General features: G+C 63.9%; 28 protein-coding genes, 1 tRNA gene and 1 pseudogene. 26 read left to right on the top strand and 4 right to left on the bottom strand.

Annotated features, from left to right (window positions below):
• Positions 1 to 5 precede the first annotated feature (5 nt).
• From kdsA to truD, 6 genes are all read left to right on the top strand, one after another.
• A complete protein-coding gene (kdsA, locus tag XANALMUS060_RS09225) occupies positions 6 to 842 on the top strand; it encodes a 3-deoxy-8-phosphooctulonate synthase (RefSeq protein WP_045738143.1) in 837 nt (278 codons plus the stop codon).
• A 159-nt stretch (positions 843 to 1,001) separates the two neighbouring features.
• A complete protein-coding gene (gene eno / locus XANALMUS060_RS09220) occupies positions 1,002 to 2,294 on the top strand; it encodes a phosphopyruvate hydratase (RefSeq protein WP_045738142.1) in 1,293 nt (430 codons plus the stop codon).
• A 2-nt stretch (positions 2,295 to 2,296) separates the two neighbouring features.
• Positions 2,297 to 2,653: a cell division protein FtsB gene (gene ftsB, locus XANALMUS060_RS09215; RefSeq protein ID WP_045727286.1), complete on the top strand. Its 357-nt coding sequence runs from the start codon at positions 2,297 to 2,299 to the stop codon at positions 2,651 to 2,653.
• Complete coding sequence (gene ispD / locus XANALMUS060_RS09210) at positions 2,650 to 3,354, top strand: 2-C-methyl-D-erythritol 4-phosphate cytidylyltransferase (RefSeq protein ID WP_200894029.1); 705 nt, start codon at positions 2,650 to 2,652, stop codon at positions 3,352 to 3,354. The genes ftsB and ispD overlap by 4 nt, the downstream gene beginning before the upstream one ends.
• A gap of 81 nt (positions 3,355 to 3,435) precedes the next feature.
• Positions 3,436 to 3,933 (top strand): 2-C-methyl-D-erythritol 2,4-cyclodiphosphate synthase, encoded by a 498-nt coding sequence (ispF, locus tag XANALMUS060_RS09205; RefSeq protein WP_045738140.1) that lies wholly within the window; start codon positions 3,436 to 3,438, stop codon positions 3,931 to 3,933.
• Complete coding sequence (gene truD, locus XANALMUS060_RS09200) at positions 3,930 to 4,994, top strand: tRNA pseudouridine(13) synthase TruD (RefSeq protein WP_045738139.1); 1,065 nt, start codon at positions 3,930 to 3,932, stop codon at positions 4,992 to 4,994. Before ispF ends, truD begins: the two co-directional genes overlap by 4 nt.
• Positions 4,995 to 5,006: 12 nt before the next feature.
• Here truD and XANALMUS060_RS09195 read toward each other — a convergent pair whose 3' ends face one another.
• Positions 5,007 to 5,540, bottom strand: a complete 534-nt coding sequence (locus XANALMUS060_RS09195; protein ID WP_045738207.1) for a Smr/MutS family protein — start codon at positions 5,538 to 5,540, stop codon at positions 5,007 to 5,009.
• Between the two features lie 150 nt (positions 5,541 to 5,690).
• Here XANALMUS060_RS09195 and surE point away from each other — a divergent pair, with 150 nt between their 5' ends.
• The 4 genes from surE to XANALMUS060_RS09175 are packed head-to-tail and all read left to right on the top strand — an operon-like array spanning position 5,691 to position 8,587.
• The gene (gene surE / locus XANALMUS060_RS09190; RefSeq protein WP_045738138.1) at positions 5,691 to 6,470 is read left to right on the top strand and encodes a 5'/3'-nucleotidase SurE; all 780 of its coding nucleotides are present in this window, start codon (positions 5,691 to 5,693) and stop codon (positions 6,468 to 6,470) included.
• On the top strand, positions 6,467 to 7,144 hold the full coding sequence (locus XANALMUS060_RS09185) for a protein-L-isoaspartate(D-aspartate) O-methyltransferase (RefSeq protein WP_045738137.1): 678 nt from the start codon (positions 6,467 to 6,469) through the stop codon (positions 7,142 to 7,144). The genes surE and XANALMUS060_RS09185 overlap by 4 nt, the downstream gene beginning before the upstream one ends.
• Before the next feature lie 19 nt (positions 7,145 to 7,163).
• The gene (locus XANALMUS060_RS09180) at positions 7,164 to 7,778 is read left to right on the top strand and encodes a YqaA family protein (RefSeq protein ID WP_045738136.1); all 615 of its coding nucleotides are present in this window, start codon (positions 7,164 to 7,166) and stop codon (positions 7,776 to 7,778) included.
• Positions 7,775 to 8,587, top strand: a complete 813-nt coding sequence (locus XANALMUS060_RS09175; RefSeq protein ID WP_152640452.1) for a peptidoglycan DD-metalloendopeptidase family protein — start codon at positions 7,775 to 7,777, stop codon at positions 8,585 to 8,587. Before XANALMUS060_RS09180 ends, XANALMUS060_RS09175 begins: the two co-directional genes overlap by 4 nt.
• A gap of 222 nt (positions 8,588 to 8,809) precedes the next feature.
• Here the strand turns inward: XANALMUS060_RS09175 and XANALMUS060_RS09170 are convergent, their stop codons facing one another.
• Complete coding sequence (locus XANALMUS060_RS09170) at positions 8,810 to 9,184, bottom strand: Mth938-like domain-containing protein (protein ID WP_045738135.1); 375 nt, start codon at positions 9,182 to 9,184, stop codon at positions 8,810 to 8,812.
• Between the two features lie 18 nt (positions 9,185 to 9,202).
• The gene (gene yhbY, locus XANALMUS060_RS09165) at positions 9,203 to 9,508 is read right to left on the bottom strand and encodes a ribosome assembly RNA-binding protein YhbY (RefSeq protein ID WP_045727295.1); all 306 of its coding nucleotides are present in this window, start codon (positions 9,506 to 9,508) and stop codon (positions 9,203 to 9,205) included.
• A gap of 66 nt (positions 9,509 to 9,574) precedes the next feature.
• On the opposite strand from yhbY, the gene rlmE reads away from it, so the two are divergent.
• The 15 genes and pseudogenes from rlmE (at position 9,575) to XANALMUS060_RS09090 (ending at position 23,986) form a co-directional block, all read left to right on the top strand.
• Positions 9,575 to 10,207, top strand: coding sequence for a 23S rRNA (uridine(2552)-2'-O)-methyltransferase RlmE (rlmE, locus tag XANALMUS060_RS09160; protein ID WP_045738134.1), 633 nt, complete (start codon positions 9,575 to 9,577; stop codon positions 10,205 to 10,207).
• A gap of 59 nt (positions 10,208 to 10,266) precedes the next feature.
• Complete coding sequence (ftsH, locus tag XANALMUS060_RS09155) at positions 10,267 to 12,201, top strand: ATP-dependent zinc metalloprotease FtsH (RefSeq protein WP_045727297.1); 1,935 nt, start codon at positions 10,267 to 10,269, stop codon at positions 12,199 to 12,201.
• A 282-nt stretch (positions 12,202 to 12,483) separates the two neighbouring features.
• On the top strand, positions 12,484 to 13,386 hold the full coding sequence (gene folP, locus XANALMUS060_RS09150; protein WP_045738133.1) for a dihydropteroate synthase: 903 nt from the start codon (positions 12,484 to 12,486) through the stop codon (positions 13,384 to 13,386).
• Entirely contained in the window at positions 13,386 to 14,336 is a 951-nt protein-coding gene (miaA, locus tag XANALMUS060_RS09145; RefSeq protein WP_045738132.1) for a tRNA (adenosine(37)-N6)-dimethylallyltransferase MiaA, read from the top strand. The genes folP and miaA overlap by 1 nt, the downstream gene beginning before the upstream one ends.
• 120 nt (positions 14,337 to 14,456) lie before the next feature.
• Positions 14,457 to 14,732: an RNA chaperone Hfq gene (gene hfq / locus XANALMUS060_RS09140; protein ID WP_045727300.1), complete on the top strand. Its 276-nt coding sequence runs from the start codon at positions 14,457 to 14,459 to the stop codon at positions 14,730 to 14,732.
• A gap of 26 nt (positions 14,733 to 14,758) precedes the next feature.
• Positions 14,759 to 16,084 (top strand): ribosome rescue GTPase HflX, encoded by a 1,326-nt coding sequence (gene hflX / locus XANALMUS060_RS09135; protein ID WP_045738205.1) that lies wholly within the window; start codon positions 14,759 to 14,761, stop codon positions 16,082 to 16,084.
• Between the two features lie 170 nt (positions 16,085 to 16,254).
• The gene (locus tag XANALMUS060_RS09130; RefSeq protein WP_045738131.1) at positions 16,255 to 16,749 is read left to right on the top strand and encodes a nicotinamide-nucleotide amidohydrolase family protein; all 495 of its coding nucleotides are present in this window, start codon (positions 16,255 to 16,257) and stop codon (positions 16,747 to 16,749) included.
• Between the two features lie 439 nt (positions 16,750 to 17,188).
• Positions 17,189 to 17,824 carry a transcriptional repressor LexA gene (gene lexA / locus XANALMUS060_RS09125; protein WP_045738130.1) on the top strand — a complete coding sequence of 212 codons (636 nt, stop codon included), beginning with the start codon at positions 17,189 to 17,191 and terminating at the stop codon, positions 17,822 to 17,824.
• A 193-nt stretch (positions 17,825 to 18,017) separates the two neighbouring features.
• The gene (gene recA / locus XANALMUS060_RS09120) at positions 18,018 to 19,058 is read left to right on the top strand and encodes a recombinase RecA (RefSeq protein WP_045738129.1); all 1,041 of its coding nucleotides are present in this window, start codon (positions 18,018 to 18,020) and stop codon (positions 19,056 to 19,058) included.
• 111 nt (positions 19,059 to 19,169) lie between these two features.
• Positions 19,170 to 19,661, top strand: a complete 492-nt coding sequence (recX, locus tag XANALMUS060_RS09115) for a recombination regulator RecX (protein WP_045738128.1) — start codon at positions 19,170 to 19,172, stop codon at positions 19,659 to 19,661.
• Positions 19,662 to 19,766: 105 nt separating this feature from the next.
• Complete coding sequence (gene alaS, locus XANALMUS060_RS09110) at positions 19,767 to 22,418, top strand: alanine--tRNA ligase (protein ID WP_045738127.1); 2,652 nt, start codon at positions 19,767 to 19,769, stop codon at positions 22,416 to 22,418.
• 134 nt (positions 22,419 to 22,552) lie between these two features.
• Positions 22,553 to 22,768 carry a carbon storage regulator CsrA gene (csrA, locus tag XANALMUS060_RS09105; protein ID WP_045727306.1) on the top strand — a complete coding sequence of 72 codons (216 nt, stop codon included), beginning with the start codon at positions 22,553 to 22,555 and terminating at the stop codon, positions 22,766 to 22,768.
• A 99-nt stretch (positions 22,769 to 22,867) separates the two neighbouring features.
• A pseudogene (locus XANALMUS060_RS09100) lies at positions 22,868 to 23,458 on the top strand (DHHA1 domain-containing protein); the annotation flags it as partial.
• A gap of 134 nt (positions 23,459 to 23,592) precedes the next feature.
• Positions 23,593 to 23,808: a carbon storage regulator CsrA gene (gene csrA, locus XANALMUS060_RS09095; RefSeq protein ID WP_045727306.1), complete on the top strand. Its 216-nt coding sequence runs from the start codon at positions 23,593 to 23,595 to the stop codon at positions 23,806 to 23,808.
• Positions 23,809 to 23,889: 81 nt separating this feature from the next.
• Positions 23,890 to 23,986: transfer RNA gene (locus XANALMUS060_RS09090), tRNA-Ser, on the top strand.
• Positions 23,987 to 24,370: 384 nt separating this feature from the next.
• Here XANALMUS060_RS09090 and XANALMUS060_RS19780 read toward each other — a convergent pair.
• Positions 24,371 to 24,580 carry a hypothetical protein gene (locus XANALMUS060_RS19780; RefSeq protein ID WP_152640451.1) on the bottom strand — a complete coding sequence of 70 codons (210 nt, stop codon included), beginning with the start codon at positions 24,578 to 24,580 and terminating at the stop codon, positions 24,371 to 24,373.
• 8 nt (positions 24,581 to 24,588) lie between these two features.
• Between XANALMUS060_RS19780 and XANALMUS060_RS09085 the strand changes: the two genes are divergently transcribed.
• A complete protein-coding gene (locus tag XANALMUS060_RS09085) occupies positions 24,589 to 25,545 on the top strand; it encodes a DedA family protein/thiosulfate sulfurtransferase GlpE (RefSeq protein WP_045738125.1) in 957 nt (318 codons plus the stop codon).
• Positions 25,546 to 25,708: the final 163 nt, after the last annotated feature.

Here is a 25,708-nt window from a genome sequence, read left to right as displayed (position 1 = left end):
ATCTGATGAAACTGTGTGGCTTCGAGGTCGGTCTGGATCAGCCGTTGTTCCTGATTGCGGGCCCGTGCGTGATCGAGTCGATGCAACTGCAGCTCGACGTCGCCGGCAAGCTCAAGGAAATCACCGACAAGCTCGGTATCCATTTCGTGTTCAAGTCCAGCTTCGACAAGGCTAACCGCACCTCCGGCACCAGCTTCCGTGGCCCGGGCCTGGAGCAGGGTCTCAAGGTGCTGGAGGCAGTGAAGCGCCAGATCGGTGTGCCGGTGTTGACCGATGTGCACGAATACACCCCGCTGCACGAAGTGGCGGCGGTGGTGGACGTGCTGCAGACCCCGGCGTTCCTGGTGCGGCAGACCGATTTCATCAAGAACGTGTGCGCTGCTGGCAAGCCGGTCAACATCAAGAAGGGCCAGTTCCTGTCGCCGTGGGACATGAAGCCGGTGGTGGAAAAGGCCAAGTCCACCGGTAACGCGCAGATCATGGTCTGCGAGCGCGGCGCCAGCTTCGGTTACAACAACCTGGTCAGTGACATGCGCTCGCTCAGCGTGATGCGTGAGACCGGCTGTCCGGTGGTGTTCGACGCCACCCATTCGGTGCAGTTGCCTGGCGGGCAGGGCAGCAGTTCCGGTGGGCAGCGTGAATTCGTGCCGGTGCTGGCGCGTGCGGCGGTCGCGGTGGGTGTGGCTGGTGTGTTCGCCGAGACCCATCCCGATCCGGCGAACGCCCTCTCCGATGGCCCCAATGCCTGGCCGCTGGAGCGGATGGAGGGCTTGCTGGAAACCTTGCTTGCCCTGGATGCCATCGCCAAGCGTAGTGGTTTCCCCGAGCACGGCCTGGGTTGACCCCGCGGACCGCGCACACTGGCCGTCTGTGCTGTGGAGAGTCGCCCTTGCATGCGGGATGTCGCCGTAACGCGTGACGCATTTGGCAAGCTGCGGCACTACGGCGATAATCCGATGGTTTGCCGCCTTCCCCCTTATTCCTGGTAACCGACTGCACTTATGACCACTATCGCCAAGATCCACGCCCGCGAGATCCTCGATTCGCGCGGCAACCCCACGCTCGAAGCGGAGGTGACGCTGGCTGACGGCTCCCTGGGCCGCGCCGCAGTGCCCTCGGGCGCATCCACCGGCACCAAGGAGGCGGTCGAGCTGCGCGATGGCGACAAGACCCGCTATCTGGGCAAGGGCGTGCGCAAGGCGGTGGAGAACGTCAATACCACCATCGCCAACGCACTGCAGGGCTTCGATGCGGCCGATCAGCAAGGCTTGGACCGGCGCTTGATCGACCTGGACGGCACCGAAAACAAGGGCCGCCTGGGCGCCAATGCGCTGCTCGGGGTGTCGCTGGCCAATGCCCACGCGGTCGCCGTCTCGCGCAAACAGGCGTTGTGGCAGTCGTTGTCCGCCGCTCACCCGAACAACGTGGCGCTGCCGGTGCCGATGATGAACATCATCAATGGCGGCGCGCATGCCGACAATAACGTCGACTTCCAGGAGTTCATGGTGCTGCCGGTCGGCGCGGCGTCCTTCTCCGAGGCGCTGCGCGCCGGCACCGAGATCTTCCACGCGCTCAAGTCGGTGCTGAAGGGCCATGGCCTGTCCACCGCGGTCGGTGACGAGGGCGGCTTCGCGCCGGACTTCCGCAGCAACGTCGAGGCGCTGGACACCATCCTCGAAGCCATCGGCAAGGCCGGCTACACCGCTGGCGACGATGTGCTGCTGGGCCTGGACGTGGCCTCCAGCGAGTTCTACGACAACGGCAAGTACCACCTGGTGGGCGAGGGCAAGCGCCTGAGCAGCGAGCAGTTCGTGGATTTCCTGGCCGACTGGGCCGCGCAGTACCCCATCGTCAGCATTGAAGACGGCCTGGCCGAGGACGACTGGGCGGGCTGGAAGCTGCTCACCGATCGCATCGGCGGCAAGGTGCAGTTGGTCGGCGATGATTTGTTCGTGACCAATCCGAAGATCTTCAAGCAGGGGATCGCGTCCGGCACCGCCAATGCGATTTTGATCAAGGTCAACCAGATCGGCACCCTGACCGAGACCCTGGAAGCCATCGCCATGGCCGACCAGGCTGGCTACGCGGCCATCGTGTCGCACCGTTCCGGTGAGACCGAGGACACCACCATCGCCGACATCGCCGTGGCGACCACCGCGACCCAGATCAAGACGGGTTCACTGTGCCGCAGCGACCGCGTGGCCAAATACAACCAGTTGTTGCGGATCGAACAAGCGCTGGGCAGCGCCGCGCGTTATGCGGGGCGTCACGCGTTCGTCTCGCTCAAGCGATAGTCGTGCGCAACTGGCGCTGGCTGTTGCTGGTGCTGGCCGGACTGCTGGCGTGGCTGCAGTACCGCTTCTGGTTCGGTCCGGGAAATTCCGGCGAGGTGCTGGTGCTCGAAAGTCAGGTCGAGCACCAGAAGCGCGATAACGAAGGATTGCAACAACGCAACGCCGCACTCGCTGCCGAGGTCAAGGACCTCAAGGACGGCGAGGCGGCCATCGAGGAGCGCGCGCGTAGCGAACTGGGCATGATCAAACCTGGCGAGAAGTTCTACCGCGTGGTCGAGAACGCGCCGGTGTCCAAGGCACCGGACGCTGACCCGTCGCCGGCGTCCACAGCGTCCCCGGCACCGGGCGAGCAGCCCTGATGGCCGCGGTCTGGGCCGTGGTGCCGGCGGCGGGTCGCAGCACTCGATTCGGCGGCGTCACGCCCAAACAGTATCTGCAGGCCGGTGGGCGTCCCTTGCTCGCGCATGCGCTGGAGGCGCTGTTGGCGCATCCGGCGGTGGCTGGGGCGATGGTCGCACTTGGCATCGACGATGCGCAGTGGCCGGGCTGGACCGAGCTGGCTGGCAAGCCGGTGCTGACCTGTCTGGGCGCGGGCAGTCGTGCCGGCTCGGTGCTGGCCGCGTTGCATGCCTTGCCGGAGTCGGTCAAGGCGGACGATTTCGTGCTGGTGCACGACGCGGCGCGTCCCAATCTAGCGCTGGCCGATTTGGACCGACTGCTGGAGACCGGTCGCGGTGATCCCGTCGGTGCGATTTTGGCCGCGCCGGTACGCGACACGCTCAAGCGCGCTGGCGATGATGGGGGCATCGACGGAACCGAGCCGCGTGAGCGCTTGTGGCGCGCGCTGACCCCACAATTGTTTCGTCGTTTTCAGTTGAGTCGTGCGTTGGAGCAGGCAGAGGCGAATGGTGTGGAGGTGACCGACGATGCCATGGCAATGGAGTTGCTGGGGTTGCGGCCGCTCCTGGTCGAGGGCGCGGAGGACAACTTCAAGATCACCACCCCGGCCGATCTGGCACGCTTCGAGTTCGCGTTGTTCCAGCGCGAACGGCAACCGTGACCGGCCCGTTGTGTACGACCGACGCTGCGCTTTGGTGCGGCGTGCGAATCTCTTCCTTTTGCGGACGACCTTTCCATTTCTATGTCGATGTCTAACTTGCCTGCCTTCCGTATCGGCCAGGGCTACGACGTCCATGCCTTCGGTGATGGCGACCACGTGATGCTGGGCGGCGTGCGCGTCCCCCACGCGCACGGCGTGCTGGCCCACAGCGACGGCGACGTGGTGATCCATGCCTTGTGCGATGCCTTGCTTGGGGCATTGGCGCTGGGCGACATCGGTCAGCATTTCCCGCCTTCTGATCCGCGTTGGAAAGGTGCCGACAGTGCGCAGTTCCTGGTGCATTGCGACAGCCTGTTGCGCGAGCGCGGCTGGCGTCTGGGCAATGCCGACATCACCGTGGTCTGCGAGTTACCGAAGATCGGCCCACATGCGCCAGCGATGCGCGCGCGTCTGGCCGGCTTGCTGCACGTGGATGTGGATTGCGTCAGCATCAAGGCCACCACCAGCGAAAAACTCGGTTTTACCGGGCGTGGCGAAGGCATCGCGGCGCAGGCGGTGGTGCTGCTGGTGGCGCGATGAGCGCATTGCCGCGCGCGTTCGGCGTGGCTGCGCTGCAGGCGCGGATGCGTTGTGTGGCGGAAGACTTTCAGGTCGAGGAAATGCCCGCGTTCGCGCCGAGCGGCGAGGGTGAGCACTTGTTATTGAGCGTGCGCAAGCGTGGCATGAACACCGCGTTTGTCGCCCGCCGCCTTGCGCAGTGGGCCGGCGTGGCAGAGATGGCGATCGGCTATGCGGGCATGAAGGACCGCCATGCGGTCACCACCCAGCGTTTTTCGGTGCATCTGCCCAAACGCGTGGCTCCAGCCCTGGAAACCTTGCTCGATGCCGACCTGCAAGTGCTGGAAACGCATTGGCACAATCGCAAGCTGCCGCGTGGCGCGCTGGCCGGTAATGCCTTCGTGCTGGTGTTGCGTGAAGTGCGTGGCGCGCGTGCCGCGATTGATGCGCAGTTGGCGCAGATCGCCGCGCGTGGCATTCCCAACTGGTTCGGCGAGCAGCGCTTCGGCCGCGATGGCGGCAACGTCGCGGCCGCGCTGGCGATGTTCGGCGGACGTCGGGTGCGTCGCGAGCAGCGCACGCTGCTGCTGTCGGCGGCGCGTTCGGAATTGTTCAACCGGGTGCTGGCGGCGCGTGTGAGCGCGGGCAGCTGGGATCGCCCGCTCGATGGCGAAGTCTGGATGCTGGATGGCAGCCGCAGCGTGTTCGGTCCGGAGCCATGGACCGATGCGCTGGCCGAGCGTTTGCAGCGCTTCGATATCCATCCTTCGGCACCGCTGTGGGGAAGTGGCGCATTGCGCAGCGCCGAAGCGGCGCAGGCGCTGGAACTGGCGGCATTGGACGATGCGCTTGCGCTGCGTCTGCGCGAAGGGCTGGAGCGCGAGGGACTGAAACAGGAACGGCGTGCGACCCGCTTGCGTGTCGCCGATCTGCATTGGCGTTGGTTGGACGGGCGCGATGACGTGCTGGAGTTGCGTTTCGCGCTGCCGCCGGGCAGTTACGCCACCGCCTTGTTGCACGAACTGGGCGAGGTCGTTGACGCGGGCCAGACGCGCGACGATTTCACTGCGGCGTTGCCGTAACCGCGCGCGGTGTCAGCGCCGCGCCAGCAGCACCAGCAGCGCGCCGGTGCCGCCCTGGGCCGGTGGCGCGGAATGGAACGCCAGCACGTCGTTGCGCTGGCGCAGCAGGCGGTCCACCAGATTCTTCAACAACGGCGTGCCGCACGATTGCAGCCCCTTGCCATGCACGATGCGCACGCAACCCAATTCGTGCGCGTGCGCCTCGGCCAGGAACTGGCGTAGCAGCGCCTCGGCTTGTGTGGCGGTGGCGCCGTGCAGGTCCAGCTCGTCCTGTGCCGAGAACTGGCCCTTGCGCAGCCGCTGGAACACCCGCGCCGGCAGATGTGCGCGGCGATAGCTGGCGATATCGCCGGCTTCCAGCGGCGCACGTTCGCGTAGCAGCGTTTGGAACTCGCTTTGCGCCTGGGCATCATCGCGTTCGGCCATGCGCGCACGCGGCTTGGGCCGTGGCTTGGTATTGGCCGGTGGCGTCGCGTTGAGCGGCGCCACCGGGCCGATTGCCGCGCGGAACAAGGCGGTGGGGTCTTCGTCTTCGGGGTACGACATGCGCACAGCTTAGAGCGTGTCGTGCGGGTTGAGGGGAAATGATGCCGTGCGTGGGTGGCGTGTCGAGATGGCATGGTGTGCCGCGTCAGCATGTCGGCAGCGACCTGGCACAGTGCATCCGGTATCATGTTTCGGTTTTCGAGGAGCAGCATGCGCGTATTAGTGAGCAACGACGATGGCGTCGACGCCCCCGGCATCCGGATGCTGGCTGAGCATCTGCGCGGTGCCGGCCATCAGGTGACGGTGGTCGCGCCCGACCGCGATCGCTCCGGCGCGAGCAACTCGCTGACTCTGGATGTCCCGATCCGGATCAAGCGCATCGACCACGACACGTGCAGCGTTGCCGGGACGCCGACCGACTGCGTGCATCTGGCGCTGACCGGCATGCTCGACTTCGAGCCGGACATGGTGGTCTCCGGGATCAACAACGCGCCCAACCTCGGCGACGATGTGATCTATTCCGGAACGGTGTCGGCGGCAATGGAAGGCCGCTTCCTGGGCCTGCCTGCGGTGGCGGTGTCGCTAGCCTCCCACAACCACGCCCCGCAGCATTTCCAGAGCGCCGCGCGGGCCGCTGTCGAGATCGTGGCGCAACTGAAGGCCGATCCGCTGCCGGCGGACACCATTCTCAACGTCAACGTACCCGACCTACCATGGCAGGACATCAAAGGCTTCGAAGTCACCCGGCTCGGCAATCGCCACCGCTCCGAAGCGTGCCTGCCGCAATCGGATCCGCGTGGGTGCACCGTGTATTGGATCGGCCCGGCCGGGCGTGAGCAGGATGCCGGCCCGGGCACCGATTTCCATGCGGTGCGTACCGGCTTCATTTCGATCACCCCGATCCAGGTCGATCTCACCCGCTATCAGGCGCTGGAAACGCTCGCCAGTTGGGTCGGCGGCCTCAGCGCGGCGTTGGGTCGGTCGGCATGACCCCACGGTTGCGCCTGCAATCGGAAGCGATTGGCATCGGTATGACCTCGCAGCGCGTGCGCGACCGTTTGGTGGCGCGTCTGCGCGAGTCCGGTATCGCCGACGAGCGCGTGCTCAACGCCGTGCGTACCGTGCCTCGGCACCTGTTCATCGATGAGGCCCTGGCGTCGCGTGCTTACGAGGACACCGCTCTGCCGATCGGTCACGGGCAGACCATTTCCCAGCCCTGGGTGGTTGCACGGATGACCGAGGCCGTACTCGACGTCGCGCCGAAGAAGGTGCTGGAAGTCGGCACCGGCTCCGGCTATCAGGCGGCGATTCTGGCCGCGCTGGGGCTGGAGGTGCATACGGTCGAGCGCATCGGCGATTTACTGCGGCAGGCGCGCAAGCGCTTTCGCCAGCTCGGTATGAACGTGCGCAGCAAGCATGACGATGGTCGTATCGGTTGGCCCGAGCACGGCCCCTACGATGCGATTGTGGTCACCGCCGCAGCGCCGGCGCTGGTGAACGCGCTGGTCGAGCAATTGGCTCCGCGTGGCTGCCTGGTGGCACCTGTGGGCGAGGCATCGGCGCAGTCGCTGGTGCGCCTGCGTCGCGATGCTGACGGCGTCATCGAACACGACGTGCTGGCCCCGGTGACCTTTGTCCCGTTGCTGTCGGGCATGCTGGATTGAATCACCGGAGCCGCACCGCATGAAGATATTCGGGCCGCTGTACGAGCGTGCCATCCTCTGGTCGCGGCATCGTCACGCGCCGATGCTGCTGACCGCGCTGAGTTTCGCCGAAGCCATCGTGTTTCCGGTGTTGCCGGAAGTCATGCTGGCACCGATGTCGCTGGCGCAGCCGCGGCGTTCGCTGTGGTTCGCCACGTTGAGCCTGATCGGCTCGATCGCTGGCGCGATGATCGGGTACCTACTCGGTCATTTCGCCTTCGCGGCAGTGCAGCCGTTGATCGATTGGCTGGGATGGACGCAGAAAATCGACGCGCAGGTCAGCCACCTGCGCGCGCTGATCGTCGCCTCGCCCTGGAAGGCATTCTGGTTGCTGGTTCTGGCCGGCTTTACGCCGATTCCGCTGAAGATATTCACCTGGGCCTCAGGCATTGTTGGAGTGCCGCTGCTACCGTTTCTGGCGAGCATGCTGGTCGGTCGCGGCAAACGTGTCTATCTGGTGGCAGGCGCGATCCGTCTCGGCGGGCCGCGCGCGGAAGCTGCGTTGCGCCGCTGGATCGAGCCGCTGGGCTGGTGCGCGATGGCGATTCTGGTGCTGTTGGTGCTGTGGATCCTATGGAGAGCGAAATACGGATGAGCATCGATCCGATCATGCGGGGCGGTCTGCGTGGTGGCGCCGTGGTGCTGGTCGCTTTGGCGCTCGGTGCGTGCAGTAGTGCCACGGTGGTGCGGACTTCCTCTTCTGCCCAGACACCGGTGCGCTCCAGTGTGACGACGCCGCGCGTGTCCGCCGCCAAGCCCGGTGTCAGCGCGACCGTGCATCACGGCGACACCCTGTACGCGATCGCCCGCGCCAACAATGTCACCCCGCAGGATCTGGCCGCCTGGAACCGGTTGTCGCCGCCGTACACGATCTATCCTGGGCAGTCGCTGAAGCTGTATCCACCTGGGACAACGACTGCGGCTCAGCCCGGTAGTGCGTCGGTGTCGCCGCCGACAGGAGCCACCGCCACCGTCGCAGTCACGGAGGCCCGGCCTGCGAACGCAACCCCAGCGACGACCCCGGCGAGCAGCGGTTTCGGGTGGCGCTGGCCGGCCGATGGTGCGATCGTCAGCCGTTTCGTCGGCGGCGAGGCGACCAGGCAGGGCGTGGATATCGCCGGCAGCAGCGGTCAGCCGGTGCGGGCCGCTGCGGACGGCGTGGTGGTGTACTCCGGTGCCGGCCTGGTTGGCTATGGCGAGCTGATCATCGTCAAGCACAACGATCAATGGCTGTCGGCCTACGGTCACAACCGTAAGCGTCTGGTCAACGAAGGCCAGAACGTGAAGGCCGGCCAACAGATCGCCGAAATGGGCCACAGCGGCGCGGCGCGCGACATGCTGCACTTCGAGATTCGCTACAACGGCAAACCGGTGGACCCGCTGCTGTACTTGCCGGCCAAGTAGACGCTGCTGTCCCGCGCTGCCGGTTCTGAGCCGATTCAAGCCAGATCGGCCGGCTGTGCTCGATCTGTGCAATCCAATGAGTCGTAGCACGCTGCGCGCATTGATCAAAACCTATCGTTCCGGACCAATGCGTATCGTGCTGGCCGCGAATGCGTCAGCCGCAAAGCGGGATCGCAGAGCAGCGCCGCCGCCGCCGCGCGCCGACGGACGGCGTGTCTGCGCTCAGCCTTCGAGCAGAAAGCCGGCCGCCACGCGCCGACCCTCGGCGGCCAGTACGTTGTAGGTGCGGGCGGCGGCGGCGTTGCTCATCGCCTCGATACCGATGCCGCGGGTAAGGAACAGGGCCATCACCGCCGCCGAGGGAAACACCTGGTGCTCGCCCGTGCCGAGAATGACCAGGGCCGGGTTCAACGCCAGCAGGGGCTGCAGATGCCGCGGATCCAACGCGCTCGCCGTTGCCGTCTCCCATTCCTCGACAAGGGTGTCCGGGGCGAGGATGAAGCTGCGGGTCAGCAGGCGTTCGTTCACCTTGGCCTGACGGCCATCGGCCATCCGCAGGGCGTAGCTGTAATCGGGCAGCTCCTGGGTCAGTTGCATGACGTCACCCTGCTGCGGTCAGCCGCGTGGTAGCACGATCTGGCGGTCTTCCTTGGCCGGACGGTACAAAATGGCAGTGTGGCCGATCCGCTGCACCAGCGCGCTGTGCGACTGTTCGACCAAGCTGCCGATGGCGCTATCGCGGGTCTCGCGGTCGTCGCCGCCGACTTTCACTTTGACCAGTTCGTGACGTTCCAGCACCTCGTCCAGTTCGGCCAGGAACGCAGTGGTGACGCCCTTGCTGCCGATTTGCAACAGGGGTTTGAGGTCGTGTGCCATGCCGCGCAGGAAGCGGTTCTGGGACGGGGTCAGTCGGATCGACATGCAAGTGGCAGCAGGGTTGGCAGGGGCGATCAGGGTATCATGGTCGCCCTTTCCGCCCGCCCGTCCATGGCCACCCGCAGCAAAAGCAGCCAACGCTGGCTACGCGAACATTTCGCCGATCCCTTCGTGAAGAAGGCCCAGGCCGAAGGCATGCGTTCGCGCGCCGCCTACAAGCTCGAAGAACTCTTGCAACGCGACAGGCTGTTGAAGCCGGACATGGTCGTGGTCGATCTTGGCGCAGCCCCCGGTGGCTGGTCGCAGCAGGTGCGCAAATCGATGGGCGAGCGCGGCCGAGTTCTGGCACTGGACATCCTGGAGATGCCGCCGCTGGCCGGTGTGGAGTTCCTTCATGGTGACTTCAGGGAAGAAGCCGTGCTATCGCAATTGGAGGCCATGCTGGGCGAGACGGCGGTGGACCTTGTGTTGTCGGATATGGCCCCAAATAAAAGTGGAATGGATGCGGTGGACCAGCCGCGCATGATGCATCTGGCGGAATTGGCGATGGCGTTCGCCGATAGCCACCTCAAGCCGAACGGTGCGTTCTTGATCAAGCTGTTCCAGGGAGTTGGGTTCGACGACTACATTCGCGCGATGCGCCGCCGCTATGAGAAGGTGACCATCCGCAAGCCGGCCGCCTCGCGCAAGCGCTCGCCGGAGGTCTATGCCCTGGGACAGGGTAAGCGCGACCAAATTAAGTAAACTGAACACGCCATGTTACGCATCGAGACAGAGTTGAAGGGGCACCGGAGCCAATGAGGATGAACGACTTGACCAAAAATCTGCTGTTGTGGGTAGTCGTCGCCGTCGTGCTGATGGTGGTCTTCCAGAGTTTCTCGCCGCGGCTGGCCGGTGGCGGGGGCAACGACACCGTGACCTATACGCAGTTCCTGAAGGACGTGGATGCTGGCCGGGTGAAGTCGGTCGATTTCACCGACGATACCGGCTTGTCGGTCACGGCAATCCGCTTCAAGCGCGACGACAACAGCGAAGCCACGGTCTACGGCCCACGCGACGACAAGCTGGTCGACGTGCTGTACAGCAAGAACGTGGAGATGACCCGGCAGAAGCCGACCAGCGGGCCGGGTTTCTGGTCGTTGGTGCTGAATTTCCTGCCGGTCATCCTGATCATCGGCTTCTGGTTGTTCATCATGCGCCAGATGCAGGGCGGTGGTGGCGGTGCCAAGGGCGCGATGTCCTTCGGTAAATCGCGGGCCAAGCTGCAGGGCGAGGACCAGATCAAGATCACCCTCGCCGACGTCGCCGGGTGCGACGAGGCCAAGGAGGAGGTCGGCGAACTGGTCGACTTCCTGCGCGACCCGAGCAAGTTCACCAAACTCGGCGGCAAGATTCCGCGCGGCGTGCTGATGGTCGGTCCGCCCGGCACCGGTAAGACCCTGCTGGCCAGGGCAATCGCTGGCGAGGCCAAGGTGCCGTTCTTCAGCATCTCCGGCTCGGACTTCGTGGAGATGTTCGTCGGCGTCGGCGCCAGCCGCGTACGCGACATGTTCGAGCAGGCCAAGAAGCATGCGCCGTGCATCATCTTCATCGACGAGATCGACGCGGTCGGCCGTCACCGTGGCGCTGGCCTGGGCGGCGGCCACGACGAGCGCGAGCAGACGCTCAACCAGTTGCTGGTGGAAATGGACGGGTTCGAGGGCGGCGAGGGCGTGATCGTGATCGCTGCCACCAACCGTCCCGACGTACTCGATCCGGCGTTGCTGCGTCCGGGGCGCTTCGACCGCCAAGTGGTAGTGGGCTTGCCCGATGTGCGTGGTCGCGAGCAGATCCTCAAGGTGCACATGCGCAAGTTGCCCCTGGCCGACGATGTCGAGCCGCTGGTGATCGCGCGTGGGACACCGGGGTTTTCCGGCGCGGACCTGGCCAACTTGTGCAACGAGGCGGCACTGTTCGCCGCGCGCGAGTCGGTCAAAGAGGTGCGGATGGAACACTTCGACCGCGCCCGCGACAAGATCCTGATGGGCGCCGAGCGCCGCTCGATGGCGATGAGCGAGGACGAGAAGACCCTCACCGCCTACCACGAGGCCGGCCATGCCATCGTCGGCCGATTGGTGCCCGAACATGATCCGGTCTACAAGGTCACCATCATCCCGCGCGGGCGGGCGCTGGGCGTGACCATGTACCTGCCGGAGGGCGACAAGTACTCGATGAATCGCGTGGCGATCGAGTCGCAGTTGTGCTCGCTATATGGCGGTCGCGTGGCCGAAGAACTGATCTTCGGTACCGACAAGGTCACCACCGGCGCCTCCAATGACATCGAGCGTGCGACCAAGATGGCGCGCAACATGGTCACCAAGTGGGGGCTGTCCGACGAACTGGGGCCGATTGCCTATGGCGAAGAAGACGACGAAGTGTTCCTGGGCCGTTCTGTGACCCAGCACAAGAGCGTCTCAGACGATACCGCGCGGCGGATCGATGAAGTGGTGCGTTCGATCCTGGACAAGGCGTATGCGAAGACCACGCAGATCCTGACCGAAAACCTGGACAAGCTGCACACCATGTCGCAGTTGCTGCTGCAGTACGAAACCATCGACGCCCCGCAGATCGACGCGATCATGGAAGGCCGCGATCCGCCGCCGCCGATGGGCTGGGGCAAGTCCGGCAAGGACGGCGGCAACGACCAGGGCAGTTCGCGGCCATTACCGCCGATCGCCGGGCCTGCCGAGCAGTTGTAGCGTTGCCAGCGCTCACGTGCGCAGACGAGCCAGGGAGCGATCCCTGGTTTTTTTGTCGCCGGCGGAAGTTTGGTCGGGGCGCGCAAACGCCATGCTCATCGGGCGACTGTGGTTCTGCGCGACAATGATGTTTGCGCGGTGTGTCCATTGCCATGCTGCGGTCCCGTTCGACGCGACCGTCAACGGCATGCCGTTGTTGCCCTCGTGTGCCGTTATCGGCGTAACCGTCGCGGCGCGTAGGCGGCCCTTCCCGGCTGCACAGATGACCAGGAGACCTGTTTGATGTTCGATACCTCGCCTCGCCTGGATTGCGCTGGCCGCATCCTGGTGCTGGACCGCCCACGGATCATGGGCATCGTCAACGTCACCCCCGATTCGTTCTCCGATGGCGGCGCGCATGCGACGGTCGAAGCGGCGGTTGCGCATGGCCTGCGTCTGGCCGAGGAGGGCGCGGACCTGCTCGATATCGGTGGTGAATCGACCCGGCCTGGCGCCACGCCGGTGCCGGTGGAGGAAGAACTGCGTCGCGTCATTCCAGTGATCCAGCGACTGGCCGCGCAGACCTCGCTGCCGCTGAGCGTTGACACCTTCAAGCCGGAGGTGATGCGCGCGGCGGTGGCGGCCGGTGCCGGCATGATCAATGACGTGCAGGCCTTGCGTGCGCCCGGCGCGTTGGATGCGGCGGCGGACTTGCGCGTGCCCGTGATCCTGATGCACATGCCCGGCGACGCCTACGCGGCAGGCAATGCGCCGCACTACGACGACGTGGTCGCTGAGGTGCATCGATTCCTGGTCGAGCGGATTTTCGCTGCGGAGATGGCTGGGATTGAAAAGCGTTGCTTGCTGATCGATCCAGGCTTCGGGTTCGGCAAGAGCACTGCCGACAATGTGCAGTTGCTCGCGCACTTGCCGCGTTTGTGCGAGTTGGGCGTTCCGGTGCTGGCGGGTTTGTCGCGCAAGCGCAGTATCGGCGAGCTGACCGGACGCGCGGCGCCGGAACAGCGTGTGGCCGGCTCGGTCGCCGCGCACCTGCTGGCGGCGCAGCGCGGCGCATTGCTGCTGCGCGTGCACGACGTCGCCGCGACCGTGGACGCACTGACGGTCTGGCAGGCGGTACACGCCGTGCCGTCGCCGCGTGTTGCGACCGGGACGGCAACGCCGATCCGCTGGCCGGACGAGGACTGATGCCGGCCGACCAGCGCCCGCGCGCGATCGCGTTGATGGGCCCGACTGCCTCGGGCAAGACTGCGGTGGCCATCGCCCTGGCCGAGCGCTACGGTGGCGAGATCGTCAGCGTCGATTCGGCCCTGGTGTACCGAAATCTGGAGATCGGCGCGGCCAAGCCCGACCCCACACAGCGGGCACGGGTGCCGCACCATCTGCTGGATCTGCGCGATCCCTGGCAGACCTATTCGGCGGCCGAATTCGCGGTGGATGCGCGCGCCGCACTGCAGGGAATCGTCGCCCGTGGTCGCCTGCCGATCCTTGCCGGCGGGACCGGCCTGTACTTTCAGGCCCTGCTCGAAGGCCTGGCGCCGATGCCGCCGGCCGATGCGCAGTTTCGGGCCGCATTGGCCGCGCGTGCGGGTGCCGAAGGCTGGACCGCATTGCATGCGCAATTGCAACAGGTCGACCCGGTGGCAGCGCAGCGGATCGGCACGGGCGATGCGCAGCGCATCCAGCGCGCGTTGGAGGTTTACCAACACAGTGGGCGGCCGATCAGTGACTGGCAGGCCCAGCCCAGGCCACCTCGGTTGCCGCTGCGGGTACTCAAATTGATCTTGGCGCCCAGCGAGCGCAGCGTGCTGCATCGGCGCATCGAAGCGCGTTTCGACGCGATGCTGGCGCAAGGGTTTCTCGACGAGGTGCGTGCATTGCGCGCTTTGCCCGCCATGGTTGCGCTGGAACAGCCATTGCAACTGCCAGCGGTGCGTGCGGTCGGCTATCGTCAGGCATGGGAGTACCTGGACGGCGAGACCGACGCGGCGACCTTCCGCGCACGTGGCATCGCCGCCACCCGCCAGCTTGCCAAGCGTCAATTGACGTGGCTACGCGGCGAACTGGACGCGCGCTGGTTCGACCCGGAGGGCGATGCTGGGCGTTTGCAGGCGGCGCTGGAATCCTTCCTCGCCTGAGCCGGATTCCTGTCGCGCTGTGCTTGCGCTCGTGGTTGTGTACCATCAGCGTTCCGGACCACGCCAGGGGAGCTGCATTGGCGTGCCGGACAATAAAAACAATAAGTTCGGGAGTGAAGCATGTCTAAGGGGCAATCCTTGCAAGATCCTTTTCTCAACGCGTTACGGCGTGAACGGGTGCCTGTGTCGGTATATTTGGTCAACGGGATCAAGTTGCAGGGGACGATCGAGTCGTTCGATCAGTTCGTGGTGCTGTTGCGTAACACCGTGAGTCAGATGGTCTACAAACACGCCATTTCCACCGTGGTGCCGGCGCGCAACGTGCGTGTCGGGCCGGGGGGTGGTTATGTGCAGCAGAATGAAGGTGGCAGTGCGGGCGATGACGAAGCTGAGTAGTGGGTTGTTGAAGGCTGGAGTTGCAGGTGTTTGATCGGTCGCGTCGCGGCGAACACGCACTGTTGATCCAGCCCTACGCGGGCGGTCCGTTGCAAGACGACGTGTTGGAAGAGTTCGCCGATCTGGCACGCTCGGCTGGCGCCAGCATCGCGGTGACCGTGACCGCGCGTATCGACAAGCCCAGCCCGTCCACCCTGATCGGCAGCGGCAAGCTGGAGGAAGTGAAGGCGGCCGCCGATGCCAGCGGCGCCGATCTGATTCTGGTCAATCACGCGCTCAGCCCGGGCCAGGAGCGTAATCTGGAGAAATACTTGGAGCGGCGCGTGATCGACCGCACCGGGCTGATTCTGGATATCTTCGCTCAGCGCGCACGCAGCCACGAAGGCAAACTGCAGGTCGAGCTGGCGCAATTACGGCACATGGCCACGCGCCTGGTGCGTGGATGGACCCACCTGGAGCGTCAGCGCGGTGGTGCGATCGGCTTGCGCGGTCCTGGCGAAACCCAGTTGGAAACCGACCGACGCCTGCTGCAGAAGCGGGTGGAGCAGTTGCAGAAGCGCTTGGAAAAGGTCGAAGTCCAGCACACGCAAATGCGTCGCGCGCGGGTACGCAGTGAACTGCCACGGATTGCCGTGGTCGGCTATACCAACGCGGGCAAATCGACCCTGTTCAATGCGCTGACCGGTGCCGAGGCCTATGCCGCCGATCAGTTGTTCGCGACATTGGACCCGACCGTGCGCCGGATCGCCTTGCCTGGTGGCAATGCAATGCTCGCCGATACCGTCGGCTTCGTGCGCAACCTGCCGCACGAACTGGTCGCCGCGTTCCGCTCCACCCTGTCCGAGGCGCGTGAGGCCGATTTCCTGCTGCATGTCGTCGATGCTGCCGATCCATTGCGCGAGGAGCGCATCGCGCAGGTCGACGAGGTGCTGCACGCGGTCGGCGCTGGCGAGCTGCCGCAGTTGCTGGTGTTCAACAAGATCGATCGTATCGAGGGTGCCGAAGCGCGCCACGATGCACAGGACGGCGTTCCCGACACGGCACGGCGCGAGCGCGTGTGGATCTCGGCACGCGACGGACGTGGCCAGGATCTGCTGCAACAGGTGCTCGGCCAGCGCCTGGGATTGCGTCACGTGCAGGGACGTTTGCGCCTTCCACCGAGCGCTGGGCGCCTGCGTTCGCAGTTGCACCAGTTGCAAGTGATCCGCAGTGAGCAGAGCGACGAGGATGGCTGGCTGCTGCAGGTGGACATCCCGATCACCGAAGCCGAGCGCCTTGCCGCCAGCACCGACGGCGCGCCGATCCGCGCGCTGTTGCCGCCGCGCGAGCAAGAGGAATGGCAGCGGCGCTGAGCGCTCTGCTTGGAGCTGACTTGTCGCACGACATTGATCGGGCGTAGTGCGCTATCGATGTCGATCTGGCATAGGTGCGGCTGTCGCAGACGGCCAGGCCATCCGCTGGCGCGCGCGCGACAGCCACGGCGAATTGGGCTACAAAGCGCATTGGTTTTCCGAGTCGCGCCATGAGCCTGCCTACCGATCAAGACCTGCTGCATCTTGCCACCGAGCTGAGTGAGCGACTGCGTTGCGCACGCGAACGGCTCGTCACCGCCGAGAGTTGCAGCGGTGGCTGGATCGCCAAAGTGATGACCGACGTGGCCGGTTCGTCGGCCTGGTTCGACTGCGGCATCGTCGCCTACAGCTACGAAGCCAAGCAGGCGTTGCTCGGAGTACGTCCGCAGACGCTGGAGCAGCATGGCGCGGTCAGCCGCGAGACGGTGATCGAAATGGTGTCTGGCGCGTTGGTCAGTTCCGGGGCCAGCATCGCGGTGGCGGTCACCGGCATCGCCGGACCTGGTGGCGGTTCGGCGGACAAGCCAGTGGGCAGCGTCTGGCTGGGCTGGAAGCGGCGCGGTGATTATGCCAGTGCACAACTGTTCCACTTCCCCGGCGACCGCGACGCGGTGCGTCGGCAGACCGTGGCGGCGGCCCTACGCGGTCTGGACGCGCTGCTGTGAACGCCGCTGAGCACAGCGATAGCGGATGTGCGCGATGTGGAAAACCGTGATCGTGGCGCCGACGTTGGATCACCCGTCAGCCTGCCGCAACTCATCGATGCCCTGGGCGAGGCAACGATAAGGCGATTTTCAATTCTGTTGGCGTCACTTCTCTTGCTTGCCGCGTCGTGCTTGCCGCGCGGCAACCGCCTGGCGATCTGCCGCACGGTACTTGCCGGTCTGCCGCACGGTACTTGCCGGGTCGAGCCTGCGGCATGTTCTTCTGGATCTGGCGCAACGCGCGCTGAGCATGCCGATGGTTGCAGTCGGGGGCGACCCTTGCGTACCGTGCTGTCAAGCGCTCAACCACGTCGGGCGAAGCATGCGATTGGAGTGGTTGGTGCGTGGTGGCGACATGGAGGGTTGCCTTTTGGGATTTTTAGTAGTATTACTACTAATCATGGAGCTAACCGAAACCCAGCAGGCGATTCTCGACTTGATCGCCGAGCGCATCGAACACGAGGGCGTCCCGCCGTCGCAAACGGAAATTGCCCGCGCCCTCGGCTTCAAGGGCGTGCGCGCCGCGCAATATCACCTTGAGGCACTGGAGCAGGCAGGCGCGATCCGGCGCGTGCCGGGACAGGCGCGTGGAATCCGCTTGCTGGGCGGAACGGGCGTGCCGGCACCGCCGCCGCAGGTGGATAAGGCCGAGGTCCTACGCCTACCGGTGCTGGGGCGCGTCGCGGCCGGTTTGCCGATTGGTGCGGACATCGGCTCCGACGATTTCGTGGTACTGGACCGGGTGTTTTTCTCGCCAGCGCCGGATTACCTGCTGAAAGTGCAGGGCGACTCGATGCGCAACGAAGGCATCTTCGATGGCGACCTGATCGGTGTCCACCGTACTCGCGATGCGCGTTCGGGCCAGATTGTCGTGGCGCGGATCGAGGAAGAAATCACCGTCAAGCTGCTCAAGATCGGCAAGGACCGCATTCGTCTGCTACCACGCAATCCGGACTACGCGCCGATCGAAGTGTTGCCCGATCAGGACTTCGCCATCGAAGGGCTGTATTGCGGTCTGCTGCGTCCCAATCGCTGATGCGGCGGGGGCAGGGCATGCACGACACCGTTCTTGGGACTTCCCCGACCTTGCAGATCGCCATTCGCCGCTGTCCTAGGCACGCTCGATCACATTATTTTGGCTGCGCCACGCGTCGTCTCAGCCTGTGCGATACCAGGTCATTACATTGAACCCACTCCGCACATCCTCCTCACCTTCCAAGGAAACAACAATGGACGAGAACAAGAAGCGCGCGCTCGCGGCCGCCCTGAGTCAGATCGAAAAGCAGTTCGGCAAGGGCTCGGTGATGCGGATGGGCGATCGTGTCATCGAAGCCGTGGAAGTGATTCCGACCGGCTCGCTGATGCTGGATATCGCGCTCGGCATCGGCGGCCTGCCGAAGGGGCGGGTGGTCGAGATCTACGGTCCGGAATCTTCGGGTAAGACCACCCTGACCCTGCAGGCCATCGCGCAGTGTCAGAAGAACGGCGGCACCGCTGCGTTCATCGACGCCGAGCATGCGCTGGACCCGGTCTACGCCGCCAAACTTGGCGTCAATGTCGACGAATTATTGCTGTCGCAGCCGGATACCGGCGAACAAGCGCTGGAAATCGCCGATATGCTGGTGCGCTCGGGGTCGGTGGACATCGTGGTGATTGACTCGGTCGCCGCGTTGACCCCGAAAGCCGAAATTGAAGGGGAAATGGGCGATCAACTGCCCGGCCTGCAGGCGCGTCTGATGAGCCAAGCGCTGCGTAAGCTCACCGGCAACATCAAGCGCTCCAATACCCTGGTCGTCTTCATCAATCAGTTGCGCATGAAGATCGGCGTGATGATGCCTGGCCAGAGTCCGGAAACCACCACCGGCGGTAACGCACTGAAGTTCTACGCCTCGGTGAGGTTGGATATCCGCCGCATCGGCGCGATCAAGAAGGGCGATGAAATCATCGGCAACCAGACCAAAATCAAGGTGGTCAAGAACAAGCTGGCCCCCCCGTTCAAGCAGGTCGTCACCGAAATCCTCTACGGTGAAGGCATCAGCCGCGAGGGCGAGCTGATCGACATGGGTGTGGAAGCCAAACTGGTTGAAAAGGCGGGTGCTTGGTACAGCTACGGCAGCGAGCGCATCGGCCAGGGCAAGGACAACGCTCGCGGCTACCTGCGCGACAACCCTCAGGTCGCGGCCAAGTTGGAAAGCGAACTACGCGAGAAGTTCCAACCCACGGAAATCGCACCCAGCCAAGCCGACGCCGAAGACCTCGAAGCGGAATGATTTTCTGCCGGGGGAGCGGTGGAGTCAGTGCCGCTCGTCTCCCTCGGCAGTCTTGATCAAGCTAAGGAGCACGCGTGCCAGGGAGGGACGAATGACGGGTGGTGGATTTTCATGAGTGAAGAGCCTGCGCAAGCGCGACATCGGCGTCGCCGACAACCTGAGCAGACGCCGCTACAGAAGGCTTTGGGACTGTTGGTGCGGCGCGAGCATTCACGCAAGGAATTGACCCGCAAGTTGTTAGCGCGCGGTGTGGAGGTAGAGGCCGCCAATGCGGCAGTGGATCGTCTCAGTGAAGATGGCTGGCAGGACGATGGCCGGTTCGCTGAACTCTTGGTCCGCAGCCGTGCCAGCCTGGGCTACGGGCCGTTGTATATCCGCGCAATGCTAGGCACGCATGGGTTCGATAGCGATGCCATCGCGATGGCCATGGCAACGTTCGACGGCGATTGGGTCGAAAATGCCCGCGACTTGGTGATGCGGCGTTTCGGCGCGGAAGGGTCAAGAGAGCTGCAACAACGGCGCAAGGCCGCCGACCTGCTGGCGCGGCGGGGTTTCGACGGCGACAGCATCCGCGCAGCCATGCGCGATGCCACGGAGGACTGAGGAGGTCGGGCCTGTTACCCTTGGTGGCTTATCTTGTCCGGTTTCTATGCGTCTTCATCGTTGAGGGCGCACCTGAAAACCCGCCCGCTCGTTTACAGCCAGCCCATGAACGCACCCGCCAAATTCTCCACCTCCCAGATTCGTAGTGACTTCCTCGAGTTCTTCAAGGGCAAGGGCCATACCATCGTGCCCTCCGCCCCACTGGTCCCCGGTAACGATCCGACGCTGCTGTTCACCAATTCCGGCATGGTCCAATTCAAGGACGTGTTCCTTGGTGCGGAGAAGCGCAGCTACGTGCGCGCGGCGGATGTGCAGCGCTGTCTGCGTGCTGGCGGCAAGCACAACGATCTGGACTCGGTCGGCTATACCGCCCGCCATCACACGTTCTTCGAGATGCTCGGCAACTGGTCCTTCGGCGATTATTTCAAAAAAGAGGCGATCAGTTGGGCCTGGGAGTTGCTGACGCAGGTGTGGAAATTACCGGCCGAGCGTCTGTTGGTCACGGTCTACCACACGGACGATGAGGCCTATGGCTTGTGGCGCGATATGGTGGGTGTGCCCGAAGAGCGCATCGTGCGTATCGGCGACAACAAGGGGGCGCCTTACGCCTCGGACAACTTCTGGCAGATGGCCGATACCGGGCCCTGCGGGCCCTGTACCGAGATCTTCTACGATCATGGCGCACATATCCCGGGAGGTCCGCCGGGATCGCCGGAGGAGGATGGCGACCGTTTCATCGAAATCTGGAACCTTGTGTTCATGCAGTTCGATCGCCAGCCCGATGGGAACCTGGTGCCGCTGCCGGCACCCTGCGTGGATACCGGGATGGGATTGGAGCGCTTGGCGGCAATCCTGCAGCATGTGCACACCAACTATGAAATCGACCTGTTCCAGACGCTGATCCGTAAGGCTTCCGAGCTGACCGCGACGGCCGATCTGGAGAACAAATCGTTACGCGTGATCGCCGATCACATCCGTGCATGCGCATTCTTGATCGTCGATGGTGTGCTGCCGTCCAACGAGGGGCGCGGCTATGTTCTGCGTCGGATCATCCGTCGTGCCTTGCGTCATGGCTGGATGCTCGGTGTGCGGCAGGCATTCTTCAGCAAGCTCGTGCCGACCCTGGTTGCGCTGATGGGCGAGGCCTATCCCGAACTGGTCGCGGCGCAGGACACCGTGTTGCGGGCGTTACAGGCCGAGGAAGAGCGCTTTGCCGAAACTCTCGACGCCGGGATGAAGATCTTCGAAGACGTTGCTGCGAGTGCGCAGGGAGGCGTGATCGCTGGCGAAGATGCCTTCCGTTTGTACGACACTTACGGTTTTCCGCTGGATTTGACTCAGGACATCGCCCGCGAACGCGCTTTGTGCGTGGACGAGCAGGGTTTCCAGACGGCAATGGAAGAGCAGCGCAGGCGCGCACGCGAGGCCGGCAAGTTCGGCGGCGGCGTGCAGTTGCCGGCCGACTTGGTCGCGACACTGGCGCCGACCGTGTTCCTGGGCTACGACAGCTTGCAGTCCGATGACTTGCGTGTGGTCGCATTGCTCAAGGACGGGCGGCCTGTGCAGTCTGTGCAGGCAGGCGATGCGGTGATCCTGCTGACCGATAAGACACCATTCTATGCGGAATCTGGCGGTCAAGTCGGTGATGTCGGCATGTTGCTGCAGGGCGGCACGCGCTTTGCTGTGGCCGATACGCAGAAGTTCGCCGGCCAGTTCCATGGCCATGTCGGTACGTTGATCGAGGGTACTCTGAAGATCGGCGATGTGCTTTCCGGTCAGGTCGATGCCGAGCGCCGTCGTGCAACTATCCTCAACCACTCTGCGACTCATCTGTTGCATGCCGCGCTCCGCGAGGTCTTGGGAACGCATGTCCAGCAGAAAGGCTCGCTGGTGGCGCCAGATCGCCTGCGCTTCGATTTTTCGCACTTCCAGCCGATCGCGGCCAAGGAGCTGGCGTTGATCGAGCGCAAGGTCAACCAGCAGGTGCGCGCGAACCATGCGGTCCAAGTGCATCAGATGGGAATGCAGGAAGCGCTGGACTTCGGTGCGATGGCGCTGTTCGGCGAAAAATATGGCGAGCGCGTGCGCGTACTGAAGATGGGCGACTACTCCACTGAACTGTGCGGCGGTACGCATGTAACACGCACAGGCGACATCGGCCTGTTCAAAATCACCAGTGAAGGCGGCGTATCCGCCGGCGTCCGCCGCATCGAGGCGGTGACAGGTCAGGGCGCGTTGGATTACGTGTCGGCCGAAGAAGCCATGTTGCATGAGGCTGCCGAGTTAGTCGGTGGCAGCGCGACTGACATGGTAGACAAGATTCGTCAGCTTGGTGACAAGCACAGGCGCCTGGAGCGCGAAATGGAGGCATTAAAAGCCAAGTTGGCCTCCAGCGCTACGGCCGACCTGGCCGGTTCTGCGGTCGATGTGAGCGGAGTGAAAGTGCTCGCGGTACGGCTGGAGGGGTTCGACGCCAAGGCATTGCGCGAGGCGATGGATCGCTTGAAGCAGCAGCTTGGCGACTGTGTGATCGTGTTGGCGGGTGCTAGCGGGGGCAAGGTCGCCCTGGTTTCGGGGGTGAATGGCAGCCCAATGGGACGGGTCAAGGCCGGAGAACTGTTGAGCCAGATCGCCAGTCAAATATCGGGCAAGGGCGGCGGCCGCCCGGACCTCGCCCAGGGTGGTGGTGAGGACGGGCCCGCCCTTGTCCATGCCTTGGCAGGCGTCCCGGGATGGGTCAAACAACATCTCCCCTGAATCTCTATCGGCCCATCTTGCTGCGGGCGCACGGCTTCGATTAAGATCGAACCTCATTTTCCCTATTGGTTATGGTGCGCCCCACGTGGGGTGTCGTGCTGGTGGGAGTGCCGGTCCTAAGGAGAATTTTAAAAATGTTGATCTTGACTCGCCGGGCAGGCGAAACATTGATGATCGGCGATGCGGTCACCGTGACTGTGCTCGGGGTCAAGGGCAATCAAGTGCGTATCGGTATCACCGCGCCGAAGGACGTGGCAGTGCACCGCGAAGAGATCTATCAGCGCATCCAGCGCGGCGACGAGCCGAATTCCCATGGCTCCGGTGGGCATGGTGACTCGTCCGTCGATTGATTTGAAGAAAGGGTTTACCTGAGATGCTCCAACCCTGTATTCTTCGCGGCCGGTCGCGGAATAGCCGCAACGCTTAAATCCGGAGTGATGCCCGAGCGGCAAATCACCAGTGAAGGCGGCGTATCCGCCGGCGTCCGCCGCATCGAGGCGGTGACAGGTCAGGGCGCGTTGGATTACGTGTCGGCCGAAGAAGCCATGTTGCATGAGGCTGCCGAGTTAGTCGGTGGCAGCGCGACTGACATGGTAGACAAGATTCGTCAGCTTGGTGACAAGCACAGGCGCCTGGAGCGCGAAATGGAGGCATTAAAAGCCAAGTTGGCCTCCAGCGCTACGGCCGACCTGGCCGGTTCTGCGGTCGATGTGAGCGGAGTGAAAGTGCTCGCGGTACGGCTGGAGGGGTTCGACGCCAAGGCATTGCGCGAGGCGATGGATCGCTTGAAGCAGCAGCTTGGCGACTGTGTGATCGTGTTGGCGGGTGCTAGCGGGGGCAAGGTCGCCCTGGTTTCGGGGGTGAATGGCAGCCCAATGGGACGGGTCAAGGCCGGAGAACTGTTGAGCCAGATCGCCAGTCAAATATCGGGCAAGGGCGGCGGCCGCCCGGACCTCGCCCAGGGTGGTGGTGAGGACGGGCCCGCCCTTGTCCATGCCTTGGCAGGCGTCCCGGGATGGGTCAAACAACATCTCCCCTGAATCTCTATCGGCCCATCTTGCTGCGGGCGCACGGCTTCGATTAAGATCGAACCTCATTTTCCCTATTGGTTATGGTGCGCCCCACGTGGGGTGTCGTGCTGGTGGGAGTGCCGGTCCTAAGGAGAATTTTAAAAATGTTGATCTTGACTCGCCGGGCAGGCGAAACATTGATGATCGGCGATGCGGTCACCGTGACTGTGCTCGGGGTCAAGGGCAATCAAGTGCGTATCGGTATCACCGCGCCGAAGGACGTGGCAGTGCACCGCGAAGAGATCTATCAGCGCATCCAGCGCGGCGACGAGCCGAATTCCCATGGCTCCGGTGGGCATGGTGACTCGTCCGTCGATTGATTTGAAGAAAGGGTTTACCTGAGATGCTCCAACCCTGTATTCTTCGCGGCCGGTCGCGGAATAGCCGCAACGCTTAAATCCGGAGTGATGCCCGAGCGGCTGAATGAAGGGGCTCCCCTGCTAAGGGAGTATAGGGTCAAAAGCTCTATCGAGGGTTCGAATCCCTCTCACTCCGCCAGTAGTCGACAAACGCCTGCAAAGTAATGATTTGCAGGCGTTTCTTTTTTCGCCAGTGAGCTCGCTTGGGCGAGACGCTTGTGTACGATCTCGGACTGCTTTCCGCGCGACGCCATCGGCCACGACGACGTTCGTTTGTGTATTCAACCCACTGAGGGTGCGGTGGCGTATAAGCTCATCGAACGTCTGGCTGGTGAGGATTTTCCAGGCAATGACGAGAGGGCGGATAGATGGAAGTCCGTTGCACTGCGGATGCCGATCCTTGGTGCGCCTCAGGTGGGCCTTGTGCTTGCCGGTGCAATGACGCGCCCGTGTTCGCTGCCCCTGGTTGCGTGCATATTGCATGATCGTGCTGGTGGACTTGGCGCGGCATAAGCTTGCCAGACTATTCGCTCACGATGCCCTGCGCATTTTCGATACGCGTGGCATGCGCTGGTTGTAGCGGGGGTATGGGCGAGGTGTGGATGGTGAGGATCGTCGTGCGCATGCCTTGAGTGACGATGGCTGGATCTGTTCCGTCGGTGATGCGCCGGCGTGTACGCGTGCCGTCGGTGTCGGGAGGATAATGGCGGCGGTTGTTTTTCGTCTTGGGCACAGCATGAAATGCAGGAATTGATCGCGCGTTATGGCCTGGGTCTGCTCTTCGTCAACGTGTTGGCGTTGTCGTTGGGCTTGCCTGTCCCCGCATTGCCAACCCTGATTCTGGTGGGTGCGACCTATGCGTTACTCCATGGTGTGGGGGTGTGGGTTGCACTGTTGAGCGCGCTTGCGGTGTCGATTCTGGCTAGCCTGCTCGGTGATCTGCTCTGGTTCTGGGCTGGTCGCCGTTATGGCAATCGCACATTGCAGTCGCTGTGCCGGCTGTCGCTGTCGCGCGACAGCTGCATGAGGCAAACCGAGCGCTTCTATGCACGCTGGGGGGTAGGCGTGCTGATGATCGCAAAGTTCGTGCCTGGCTTGTCCATGGTCTCGGTGCCGATGGCCGGTGCGATGCAGGTGCCACTTGCCGCGTTCCTGCGCTACGACACGTTGGGTACCGCGCTGTGGGCGGCTTGTGGTCTGCTGCTCGGTCTATGCTTTGCCGGCCAAGTACAGGCATTGCTGGATTGGTTGAGTTTGCTGGGAGTGCGCGCGTCGCTGTTGCTTGCCGGTTTGCTGGCCTTCTATGTGGGTTATCGGGCTTGGCGTCGTTACAGGTTGATGAAGTCGATGGAGGCCTCGCGCATCGACGTGGACGAACTCTACGCGTTGATGCAGGGCGATGCGGTACCGGTGGTGTTGGATATCCGTGCTCCGGGCTATCGCACGCTGCAGTCGTATGTCATTCCGGGGGCGTTGTCTGTGGACGAGCGACGCATCGACGACATCGTCGCGGTGTTGCCGCGCGAGCGCAAGATCGTTATTTACTGTGCGTGCCCGAATGAAGTGTCCGCTGCCGTGCTGGCCAGGCGGTTGCGCCAGCGGCATTACGATGACGTGGTGCCGTTGCGGGGTGGGTTGGAGGCGTGGCAGATGGCCGGTTATCCGGTGATGGCGGTCGGCGAGCTCGGGCGCCTGTAGCGTCGCATCACGGTGTGGGGGCTGCGTGAGCGTGTGGGCGCAAGGAGGGTAATGCCTGCGTGTCGCTGCGCTTTGCGTGCAAAAGGTGTTCTATGCAGGCTGGCGGTGATGACATCACGGGCGCTTTGTTCGTCGCCCCGATGAGCTTGCTAAAAACAAAAAA

It is taken from the genome of Xanthomonas sp. MUS 060, assembly GCF_000963215.1.
Classification (GTDB): Bacteria; Pseudomonadota; Gammaproteobacteria; order Xanthomonadales; family Xanthomonadaceae; genus Xanthomonas_A.
The sequence above is the reverse complement of the archived record's forward strand: the minus strand, read 5'-3'. Positions and strand labels throughout refer to the sequence as shown.